13 protein-coding genes and 1 tRNA gene are annotated in these 9,475 nt (G+C 60.6%); 10 read left to right on the plus strand and 4 right to left on the minus strand.

The genetic code is table 11. From position 1 onward, the window contains the following. Positions 1–11: 11 nt before the first annotated feature. Positions 12–1,145, plus strand: coding sequence for a molecular chaperone DnaJ (gene dnaJ, locus Q7S58_RS03990; protein WP_304821067.1), 1,134 nt, complete (start codon positions 12–14; stop codon positions 1,143–1,145). Between the two features lie 26 nt (positions 1,146–1,171). Continuing rightward, entirely contained in the window at positions 1,172–1,402 is a 231-nt protein-coding gene (locus Q7S58_RS03995) for a hypothetical protein (RefSeq protein ID WP_304821069.1), read from the plus strand. Positions 1,403–1,423: 21 nt separating this feature from the next. Here Q7S58_RS03995 and Q7S58_RS04000 read toward each other — a convergent pair whose 3' ends face one another. Both Q7S58_RS04000 and aroE read right to left on the minus strand, forming a co-directional pair. Next, positions 1,424–1,834, minus strand: a complete 411-nt coding sequence (locus Q7S58_RS04000; protein ID WP_304821071.1) for a VOC family protein — start codon at positions 1,832–1,834, stop codon at positions 1,424–1,426. A 23-nt stretch (positions 1,835–1,857) separates the two neighbouring features. Then, positions 1,858–2,727, minus strand: coding sequence for a shikimate dehydrogenase (aroE, locus tag Q7S58_RS04005; protein ID WP_304821073.1), 870 nt, complete (start codon positions 2,725–2,727; stop codon positions 1,858–1,860). A gap of 329 nt (positions 2,728–3,056) precedes the next feature. Here aroE and Q7S58_RS04010 point away from each other — a divergent pair, with 329 nt between their 5' ends. From Q7S58_RS04010 to Q7S58_RS04025, 4 genes are all read left to right on the plus strand, one after another. Further along, entirely contained in the window at positions 3,057–4,127 is a 1,071-nt protein-coding gene (locus Q7S58_RS04010; protein WP_304821076.1) for a type III polyketide synthase, read from the plus strand. Further along, a complete protein-coding gene (locus tag Q7S58_RS04015; RefSeq protein WP_304821078.1) occupies positions 4,124–4,693 on the plus strand; it encodes an isoprenylcysteine carboxyl methyltransferase family protein in 570 nt (189 codons plus the stop codon). Before Q7S58_RS04010 ends, Q7S58_RS04015 begins: the two co-directional genes overlap by 4 nt. Positions 4,694–4,732: 39 nt before the next feature. Continuing rightward, entirely contained in the window at positions 4,733–5,410 is a 678-nt protein-coding gene (locus tag Q7S58_RS04020; protein WP_304821080.1) for a DUF1614 domain-containing protein, read from the plus strand. A 74-nt stretch (positions 5,411–5,484) separates the two neighbouring features. After that, positions 5,485–5,718: a hypothetical protein gene (locus tag Q7S58_RS04025; protein WP_304821082.1), complete on the plus strand. Its 234-nt coding sequence runs from the start codon at positions 5,485–5,487 to the stop codon at positions 5,716–5,718. Positions 5,719–5,738: 20 nt separating this feature from the next. On the opposite strand, the gene Q7S58_RS04030 is transcribed toward Q7S58_RS04025, so the two are convergent. Continuing rightward, complete coding sequence (locus Q7S58_RS04030) at positions 5,739–6,140, minus strand: Zn-ribbon domain-containing OB-fold protein (protein WP_304821084.1); 402 nt, start codon at positions 6,138–6,140, stop codon at positions 5,739–5,741. Continuing rightward, positions 6,137–7,294 (minus strand): thiolase family protein, encoded by a 1,158-nt coding sequence (locus Q7S58_RS04035; RefSeq protein WP_304821086.1) that lies wholly within the window; start codon positions 7,292–7,294, stop codon positions 6,137–6,139. Before Q7S58_RS04035 ends, Q7S58_RS04030 begins: the two co-directional genes overlap by 4 nt. Before the next feature lie 162 nt (positions 7,295–7,456). Here Q7S58_RS04035 and Q7S58_RS04040 point away from each other — a divergent pair, with 162 nt between their 5' ends. From Q7S58_RS04040 to Q7S58_RS04055, 4 genes are all read left to right on the plus strand, one after another. Next, positions 7,457–7,636 (plus strand): hypothetical protein, encoded by a 180-nt coding sequence (locus Q7S58_RS04040; RefSeq protein WP_304821088.1) that lies wholly within the window; start codon positions 7,457–7,459, stop codon positions 7,634–7,636. Between the two features lie 121 nt (positions 7,637–7,757). Continuing rightward, positions 7,758–8,267 carry a nuclear transport factor 2 family protein gene (locus Q7S58_RS04045; RefSeq protein ID WP_304821089.1) on the plus strand — a complete coding sequence of 170 codons (510 nt, stop codon included), beginning with the start codon at positions 7,758–7,760 and terminating at the stop codon, positions 8,265–8,267. 111 nt (positions 8,268–8,378) lie between these two features. After that, positions 8,379–8,455 (plus strand) — tRNA-Met (locus Q7S58_RS04050). Positions 8,456–8,788: 333 nt separating this feature from the next. Continuing rightward, the gene (locus Q7S58_RS04055) at positions 8,789–9,325 is read left to right on the plus strand and encodes a hypothetical protein (RefSeq protein WP_304821090.1); all 537 of its coding nucleotides are present in this window, start codon (positions 8,789–8,791) and stop codon (positions 9,323–9,325) included. Positions 9,326–9,475 lie beyond the last annotated feature (150 nt).

Below are 9,475 nucleotides of genomic sequence, written 5' to 3' on the forward strand. Positions count from 1 at the left end.
ATGCCTCCGAAATGCCTGCCGCTAACAAACGCGACTATTACGAAATACTGGGCGTCAATCGCAAAGCCGGTGACGACGAGTTAAAGAAGTCGTATCGACGGCTCGCAATTCAGTTTCATCCCGATCGCAACCCCGGCAACAAGGAAGCCGAGGAGCGATTCAAGGAACTCAACGAAGCCTACCAAATCCTGTCCGACCCGGAGCGGCGCGCGCAGTACGATCGTTTCGGTCATGCGGCTTTCCAGGGTCCGAATGGACCAGGCGGATTTGGCGGTTTCGACTTCAGCCAGGGCTTCGAGGAAGTCTTCTCGGACATCTTCGGTGATTTCTTCGGCACCGGCCGCGGACGATCGCGTTCGCGTACTCGCCGTGGCGACGATCTGCGCTACGACCTCGAAGTCGATTTTGAAGAAGCCGCCCACGGCGCCGAAAAGGTCGTCAAGTTTCAGCGCCTGACCCAGTGCGAGGCGTGCAACGGTACTCGCGCTCGCGCCGGTACGAGCGGAGCGCAGCAATGCCCCAATTGTCGCGGCAGCGGGCAGGTTCGCACTCAGCAGGGATTTTTCTCGATATCGACGACGTGCGGACAGTGCCGCGGCGAGGGCACGATCATCTCCGACCCATGCCCCAAGTGCCAGGGCCAGGGGCGGCTGCGCAAGGCTGAATCGCTCGCCGTGAAAATTCCTCCCGGCGTGGACAACGGTTCGCGCCTCAAGTTGCGCGCCGAGGGTGAAGCGGGCTACGGTGGCGGGCCGCAAGGCGATCTCTACGTCGTGATCCACGTCAAAGAGCATCGCCTGTTCGTACGCCAGGACAACGACGTCATCATAGAAGTGCCGATCAGCTTTCCGCAAGCCGCGCTCGGTACCGAGATCGAAGTTCCGACGCTCGACGGCAAGCTGAAGCTCAAGATTCCTTCGGGCACGCAGTCGGGCAAGATTCTCAGGTTGAAGGGAAAGGGTATCGTCGATCTGCACGGCTACGGCCGCGGCGATCAATTGATCAAGGTTGTGGTCGAGACGCCGCGCAGCCTCACCGCTCGGCAGCGCGAACTGCTCGAGGAGTTCGCGCACCTTGACGGCAAAGCGATCAATCATCCGCTCTCGAAAGGCTTCGTCGATAAGCTCAAGGAAATGTTCGGCTAGCCCGCGCGCCGCAGGGAGTATTCGACATGGCGTGTCATTCGTGCGCAACCGGTGAAGGATTCAAGGCCAGCTACTGCGAGGATTGCGAGCGCTGGACGTTTCATCTGCGCAGCCGCCACGTGCTGATCGCGATAGGCATTGTGGGCGCCGCGATCGTCGCGGTTGGGCTTGCGATCGTGCAGCCGGAATTGATCGGGCCACTCGCGGCGGTCGGCGGCGCAGGCCTCGCCAAGCGCGCGCTCGCGCTGATCGCGTAGCGGCGTGCGCGACATTCCGCGTTAGCGCGGGATGTGCACCAACTCCAGTTTCATCCCGTCCGGATCGGTGAAGAACACCGCGTAGTAGCCTGCGACGTAAGCGTACTCGCGCGGCAGATCGGTGACGTGACCGCCGTGCGCCGAGATCTGCTTCGCCAGTTCGTCGATGTGATGCCGGCTATCGGCCGCAAACGCGATCTCGCATAGTCCCACGCGATGCCGATGAAAGTTATCGGCGCGAAACTGCGGGTCCGATCGCCGAATCCAGAACGAACCGCGCGCGCCGATAAATCCCGCGCTGCTCTCCGGCGGCGGATCCTCGATCGTAGTCACGGTCGGGTAGCCAATCTGCGGCATCAGCCACGAGTAGAAATACTTCGCCGCCGCGTAATCGTTCACGTTGATGATGATATGATCGATTCCGTGCGGCATCGCGCACTCTCCTGGCGTACTGGTTAGAGATGGTTTCGGCCGAGGCTCTCAAGCAGCGCCGCCTTCATCACTCCCGCGGGCGGCGCGATTCGATTGAACAGTTTGAACGCCAGCTCCCCCTGATTAATCAGCATCCCGGCTCCGTCGGCAACGCGGCGCTTGAGCGCAATCGCGGGCCGCAGGAACGGGGTCGCCTGCGCAGCATAGATCAAATCGTAAAATAGACAATCGGTCGGCGTCGCGTCGTAGTCCAGCGATGCGAACTGCGGCGTCGTGAGGCCCATCGGCGTGGCGTTGACCACGATGCGGGCGCGCGGCAGCAATTCAGCGTCGGTGAGCGCGTCGAGTCCGAACGTCAGCATCGCCGAAGCGCGAGGCCGCGTCATCCGTTTCTTGAGCGCGCGCGCTCGAGCAATCGTACGATTGCAGATCGCGATCTCGCGCGCGCCGATCCGCTGGCATGCGAGCACCGCCGCCGCCGCCGCGCCGCCCGCTCCGATCACGATCGCGAGGCCGCCGCGCAGATGGGATTTCAGCTCGCGCAGATCGCGCTCGAGCCCGCGCGCGTCGGTGTTGTCGCCGTAAAGATCGCCGCGCCGATTGATGACGCAATTGACCGCGCCCAGCAACCGAGCCTCGGCGCTCAGATTCCTGATCAGGCGGGCGGCGGATTCCTTGTGCGGCACGGTCAGATTGACGCCGGCAATATTGAGCGCCGGGATCGCGCGCAGCGCCGCCGCGAAGTTCTCGCGGCGCACCCGGAACGCCACGTATGCGCGGTTCATCGCGAGCGCCGCGTATGCCGCATTATGCATCGCGGGCGATTTCGAATGCTCGACCGGATCGCCAAAAATCGCGGTCAGAACCGTCGCGCCGTTGATGTCGCGGGACATGACTTGCGCAGATTTCTTTGGCGCGACGACTATCGCGCCGCGACGGCCGCCCCGACGCGAGCGTCAGTTGTCGTTCGAAGTAGGACTCGCGGGCCAGCATCGCAAGCAACTCTGCGCGTTTTTTCGGAATCCATAGTGGTGCGAGATTTTATCCGAAGCGTCGCGCGCCCGATAGATTATTGTCGAGTCTGCCGTTAAAGTGGCAGCCGAAGGCCGCATGTGAAATTATATTGCCCGCGTCGGTTCATTGGCTTGTGCAAAACGGCCCTCCGAGTCGAACGAAGGAGAATTGAAATTGCCGTCAGCCCCCGCGTTGACTGCACGAGCAAATGAATAGCGAAATTGCACCCCGTTTGATCGGCGCCGGTACGGCGCTGCCGCCCAACTATGTTGACCAGGAACATCTAACCGCGAGACTGCGCGAACTCTGGCAAGCGCGATACTCGGACCTCCGCCGCTTCGATCAGATTCAAGGCGCGCTCGGCATCACGGGCCGCCACCTGGCGCTGCCGATCGAGGCTTACATCCCGCTCGACACCTTCGCGAAAACCAACAGGGCCTGGATGCGCGTTGCGCCGGAAGTCGGCACCGCAGCCGCGCGCGCGGCGCTCAATCGCGCAGGCCTCGAACCGCGCGACGTCGATCACCTGTTCTTCGTCACAGTGACCGGCATCGCCACGCCGAGCATCGACACTCGCGTGATCAGCGCGCTCGGGATGCGCAAGGATGTGAAACGCACGCCGATCTTCGGCCTAGGATGCGTCGCCGGGGCGACCGGGATGGCGCGGACATCCGACTATGTGCGGGCTTTTCCCAACGACGTCTCGATGCTGCTGTCGATCGAATTGTGCTCGCTCACGCTGCAGCGCGAAGACTTATCGATCGCGAATATCATCGCGTCGGGACTCTTCGGCGACGGTTCGGCGGCGATGATTTTCAGCGGCAATGATCGCGCCGGCGGCAAGGGGCCGCAGGTCATCGCGACACGGTCGCTGCTGTTCCCGAACACGGAGGAAATACTCGGCTGGGAAGTCGTTGATAGCGGATTCAAGATCGTGTTGTCGTCGAAGCTCACCGATTTGGTGGCCGCGCACATCCGCGACGAAGTGGATTCGTTTCTGGCGGCGCAGAATCTCGAGCGCGCGAACATCCGCCACTGGATCGCGCATGCCGGCGGCCCCAAAGTGCTGCGCACGGTCGAGTCGTCGCTCGAGTTGCCCGAAGGCGCGCTCGCAAGGTCTTGGAAATCGCTCGAGTCGGTCGGAAATCTTTCGTCGGCATCCGTGATGTTCACGCTCACCGATCTAATCGACGAAGGCGCCGCTGACCCGGGCGATTACGGTATGGTGATCGGGATGGGCCCGGGATTTTCCGTCGAACTGGTCTTGCTGAAGTGGTGATTTCGCTCCGCACTTATCTGATCCTGCTGTCGATACTGGTGATCGAGCGATTCTTCGAACTCGATCTGGCGCGGCGCAACGCGCGCAACGCGTTCGAGCACGGCGCAATCGAAGTCGGACAGGCGCACTATCGCGTGATGGTCGCGATGCACACGCTATTCATCGCGTCGTGCGCGCTCGAAGCGATTTTCTTTCCAACGCATTTTTCACCCGCGGTCGCATGGATCGCGCTCGGCGCCGAACTATGCGCGCAACTGCTCCGCTACTGGGCGGTCTCGACGCTGGGCGAGCGCTGGAATACGCGCATCATCGTCGATCCCGCACGGACGCCGGTGACCGGCGGCCCTTACCGCTTCATGCGCCATCCCAACTATCTCGCCGTGGTGATCGAGATCGCGGCGGTGCCGATGATCGGCGGCGCGCTCGTCACCGCGATCGTATTTTCGATCGCAAACGCCTTCGTGCTCGCAGTAAGGATACCGGCGGAAGAGCGCGCGCTCGGCGGCGCCTATCAGGGTTTGTTCGGCTCGCGGAGCCGTTTCATCCCGCGCTTCCGGCATCAATAGCCGATACCTACCGTATCCGCCGCTTGCTATGATCGCGCGATGCTATTCGCGCCGTTCCTGATCTTCTACGCGATACTGTTTTTCTTCGCGCTCGCGTTTCTTTTTATCCTGGTTGAAATCCACGTCATCAACTACGCATTCCAGTTGCTTGGATTGCCGCCCGAGCTTGCATTTTTCGCGCTGCTCACGGCGCTTGTCGGCAGCTACATCAACATCCCGATTACTCGCATCGCGGCTGGCAGCCGCCGCGCGCCCGCAGTGGTGAACAATTTCGGCGTGCGCTACCGCGTGCCGACCGGCTATCCGGCTGACTCGACGATCGTCGCAATCAACGTCGGCGGCGCTGTCGTGCCAATACTCATTTCAATTTACGTTCTGATGCACTCGCCCGGCATCATCCCTCCCACGTTGATAGGTATTGCAATAGTCACTTTGATAGTGCATCGCTTCGCGCGGCCGATCCCCGGGATGGGAATCGCGACGCCGATGTTCATCCCGCCGATCGTCGCCGCGGCGGCGGGCTATTTTCTGGGCGCCTCGACGCATCACGCTGACGCGGTCGCATTTGTAAGCGGCGTGATGGGCACGCTGATCGGCGCCGACCTGCTGAATCTCAGGAAGCTGAGCGGCTTGGGCGCACCGGTCGCGTCGATCGGCGGCGCAGGCACCTTCGACGGCATCTTCCTGACCGGCATCGTCGCGGTCCTGCTCGCGTAACAGTTTCCAGCTTGTCCGATAGAAAGCAAGAGTCTATAGTGGTTCCAAATTGCATCCAATTTGGAGAAAAGCCGATGCCGGTGACTCTGACGATCAAAAAGGTTCCCGACAAAATCGTCGCGCGGTTACGGCGGCGTGCGGCTGCCAATCATCGTTCGCTGCAGGGAGAACTGATGACCTTGCTTGAAGAGGCCAGTGAACCGAAGCGGCTTACAATCCATGAACTCCGGCAGGCAATGTTGAAGTCGGGACTTCGCACGCCGGACGAAAGCACCCGGATGATTCGCGAAGATCACGATGCCCGCTAAGGTCGCGGCGGCGGCGCGCGCTAGGCGGGTTTGAATTTCACCAGCGTGTGCTCCGGCGTCACGTCGTCGAAATAAACTTCGACCGGCATCTCGACCCGAACTTTCTCCGGCGCCGCGACGATATTGGTCGTCATGCGCGGGCCTTCATCCAGTTCGACGATACCAAGTATGTAGGGCGCGTCGCCGAAGGATCGGATCGACGCGCGCCGCACCACCGTATAGCTATGCAGCTTGCCGCGGCCGCTGACGCGCTGCCAGGCGAGCTTATCCGCGAAACAGTGCGGGCATCGATCGCGCGGATAATAGACAAACTTCTGGCACGCGCCGCAGCGTTGAATAGTCAGTTCGTGGCGCTTGGCCGCTTCCCAGAACGGACGGCTGGTCGGCGTGGGCTTCGGTAGCGGTTTGAAATACTCACTCATGATCGTCGCTCCAGGATCAGGCTCGCCTGCTCGCTCATTATTCCGCCGTTGCCATTGACGTATGCGAGCGACGCATTTTTGACTTGCCGCTCACCGCCACGCCCCATCAATTGCCGGATGCCTTCGGTCACGTGACTCATGCCGCCCGCGAGTCCGGGCTGGCCGAACGAGAGTTGGCCGCCGTGCGTGTTGCAGGGAAAATCGCCCGCATAAGTCAGGTCGTGTTCCGCGACGAACGGTCCACCCTGACCCTTCTTGCAGAAGCCCGCGTCCTCGAGCGTGACGATCACCGTGATCGTGTAACAGTCGTACGGACAGACGAGGTGCATATCCTTCGGCTGCAGCCCCGCCATTTTGAAGGCCGCTTCCGCGGCGGGCTTCACCGGTGATTCCGTCAGCGACGGCGCGTATGTGATCGTTGAATGGTTCGCGTACTCGCCGGCGCCGATCAGCCACACCGGCGTGTTCTTCGAGCGCTTCGCGACGTCCGGCGACGCGACGATAATTGCGGCGCCGCCGGTGACCGGGCTCACGATCTCGTACAGATGCAACGGATCGACGATCATGCGCGAGTTCAGCACGTCGTCGATCGTGAGCGCCTTGTCGTTGAAGGTCGCGAGCGGATTCTTGAGCGCGTTGGCGCGTTGATCGACTGCGACCTTCGCCATCTGGCGCGCCGTGGTGCCGTATTCGTACATATGCCGATGCGCGATCATCGCGTATCCGCAGTTCGCGCCGACGTTGCCGTAGGGCGCCTCGAACTCGCGCTGCACCGAAATCACCGGCGGCTTCTGATCTCCGCGCGCATTCAGATCGGCCACCAGGCACAGCACCGCGTTGCACATCCCGGCATCGATCGCCGCCGCCGCGCGCCAGATCATCCCGGCTGGACTTGCGCCGCCGATATCGACCTGGTTCAGCATGCGCACGTTGAGGCCGAGCACTTCCGCGGCGCTGGCCGGATAGATCATGCCGGGATCCGCGAACGGCACGCCCACCAGAAATCCGTCGATGTCCTTTTTTTCGAGACCCGCATCCGCGATCGCCTCGGCCGCAACTCGCCCCATCAGGCCGAGCGGCGTCAGATTGCCCGGCTCTTTGACCGGCTTCAGTTCGCCGATTCCGATCGCGGCAGCTTTGCCTTTAAGACTCATGTGATCACTCCCGCTTTGGCACTTGTCGCTGATGCTTACCACAAGTTGCGCGTTCAGCGTGAAAGGCGGGCGCAAAAATTTTCTCGCCGCGACGCTTCGGCCCGCGAGGCTGACACGCGTTGCGCCATCTTATACTTTGGTCGGATCAGGAGTTCCGCGAACATGGCATTTATCATCTGTGACGACCACAACCTCGATGTCGAAGCCGACGGCGTTGACCCCGCCGCGGCCAGGCAACTGATGCTGACCGACGCCAAGGTCGATGCGAACGCGGCCGAAAAGGAAATAATCGAATTCGGCAAGCATCATCGCGACTGCAACATTCGAATTCTCGCCGGGTAATTTTTCAGGCAACGACGCACATGGGATTCCGCATCGTGAAGTGATTTGACTTCGCCCGATCGCGCTTGCTATCGGATGAAGCGATCATCCAATCAGCGAACATGGCGCAAAGGATATCGCGATGAAAAAGGTTTCTTCGTTGCTTGCGGCGTCGGTCGGCATCGTAATGCTTTGTGGATTAGCGACGCTCGCGCGCGCCGGTGAAGCGGAACAAACGGAAATAAAGGCGCTCAAGCAGAATTACGTGAAGGCGCTCGAAGCCAAGGATGTCGACGCCTTGATGGCCGTTTACGAGAATAGTCCGACGCTGGTGGTGTTCGACGTGATTCCGCCGCGTCAATACCTTGGCTGGGAAGCGTACAAAAAAGACTGGCAGGGCGTTCTCGGCGGATGTACCGGGCCGATGAAAGCGGAACTGACCGAGATGACGATCGTCGCCGAAGGCAACGTCGGTTACGGCCACGAGATTCAGCACTTGAGTTGCCCGACGAAGGGCGCGCCGCTGGACATGACGCTGCGGGCGACCGACGGCTATGCGAAGAAAGACGGCAAATGGCTGATTGCGCACGAGCATCTTTCAGTCCCGGTCGATCTCGCGACCGGCAAGGGCGATTTGACCTCGAAGCCGTAATCGCGCGATTTGCCGATCGCGGCGACGATTGCGAATTCAAATTTGCGCACGCCCGCTTGCGAAATCTTCTGTCGTATTGACCGGTGATCCAGACGGCAGATACACTGCGCGGGCGGGGTGGAGCAGTCTGGTAGCTCGCCGGGCTCATAACCCGGAGGTCGAAGGTTCAAATCCTTCCCCCGCAACCAATAAACATTCTCGGACCTGACATGCTTGATAGAAGGCCTCATGGCACGGATACCGGTCGTATGACTACGAAGAAGATCCCCGCCGGCGCGTCGGGCTCTGCGGACTTAAGTAGCCGCGAAGCGGTTGAACGCTTCCGTGAGGCAGCCGCTGAGTTCACAAAGCGTGCGACACGCTCCAAACAGTCTGCGATCAGGGTTCTCGTTGAATCGGGAATCTACACTAAGTCCGGCAAGCTCACCAAGAATTACCGGTCCTAACGAGCAATCGCCTCCGCTCCGTTGCATCAACTGGCTGCGAGTTTCGTTCTCGGCTACCACGGATGCGATAGTGCCGTGGGCGAGCGAATCCTCAAGGGCGAATCCTTCAAGCAAAGCAACAACGACTACGATTGGCTTGGTCCGGGGATCTATTTCTGGGAAGCGAACCCGCTACGTGGTTTCGACTTCGCTCGCGAGGCCAAGAAACGTCGGACGTCCGATATACGAAGACCGTTTGCTATCGGCGCGGTAATTTCGCTTGGCGGGTGCCTTGATCTAACGACCACTGCTGGTGTCGAACAAGTGCGTACAGCTTACCGCACTCTCGCGGAACTCGCTGCGGCCGGCCGCTTCAAACTGCCTCAGAATGCGGGCGACGGCTTGCTGCGCCGATTGGATTGCGCCGTGATTCAAATGGTCCACACCATCCGCGCCGATCGGGGCGAGCAGCCGATCGATGCGGTGAAAGGCGTCTTCATCGAAGGCCTCCCGGTCTACAAAGGCTCGGGATTTTACGAGAGGACCCACATCCAGATTGCCGTCCGGAACCCCGATTGCATCAAAGGTGTATTCCGCGTTCCACAAGCCCAGCTTCGATCAATCAACAGGTAGTAGATTCGGATCCCTTAGCAGGATGTTGATTAAAGGGTGAATTTGGAAAATTCGCCTCCAATCGCGAAGCGTACAAGCCTCTTGAGATCATTCGAGATCAGTAAGTGTGTAGCTAAATCCAACAATTTGTATTTTTCAACAGCCTGCTAG

This window comes from Candidatus Binatus sp. (assembly GCF_030646925.1).
In the GTDB taxonomy this organism is placed as follows: domain Bacteria; phylum Desulfobacterota; class Binatia; order Binatales; family Binataceae; genus Binatus.

Bases quoted from the DNA above. Each gene is read 5' to 3' on its own strand.
- Q7S58_RS04020 (WP_304821080.1), top strand. From the start codon at position 4,733: ATGCTATTCGCGCCGTTCCTGATCTTCTACGCGATACTGTTTTTCTTC.
- aroE (WP_304821073.1), bottom strand. From the start codon at position 2,727: ATGTCCCGCGACATCAACGGCGCGACGGTTCTGACCGCGATTTTTGGC.
- Q7S58_RS04035 (WP_304821086.1), bottom strand. From the start codon at position 7,294: ATGAGTCTTAAAGGCAAAGCTGCCGCGATCGGAATCGGCGAACTGAAG.
- Q7S58_RS04040 (WP_304821088.1), top strand. From the start codon at position 7,457: ATGGCATTTATCATCTGTGACGACCACAACCTCGATGTCGAAGCCGAC.
- Q7S58_RS03995 (WP_304821069.1), top strand. From the start codon at position 1,172: ATGGCGTGTCATTCGTGCGCAACCGGTGAAGGATTCAAGGCCAGCTAC.
- Q7S58_RS04000 (WP_304821071.1), bottom strand. From the start codon at position 1,834: ATGCCGCACGGAATCGATCATATCATCATCAACGTGAACGATTACGCG.
- Q7S58_RS04030 (WP_304821084.1), bottom strand. From the start codon at position 6,140: ATGAGTGAGTATTTCAAACCGCTACCGAAGCCCACGCCGACCAGCCGT.
- Q7S58_RS04045 (WP_304821089.1), top strand. From the start codon at position 7,758: ATGAAAAAGGTTTCTTCGTTGCTTGCGGCGTCGGTCGGCATCGTAATG.
- dnaJ (WP_304821067.1), top strand. From the start codon at position 12: ATGCCTGCCGCTAACAAACGCGACTATTACGAAATACTGGGCGTCAAT.
- Q7S58_RS04025 (WP_304821082.1), top strand. From the start codon at position 5,485: ATGCCGGTGACTCTGACGATCAAAAAGGTTCCCGACAAAATCGTCGCG.
- Q7S58_RS04010 (WP_304821076.1), top strand. From the start codon at position 3,057: ATGAATAGCGAAATTGCACCCCGTTTGATCGGCGCCGGTACGGCGCTG.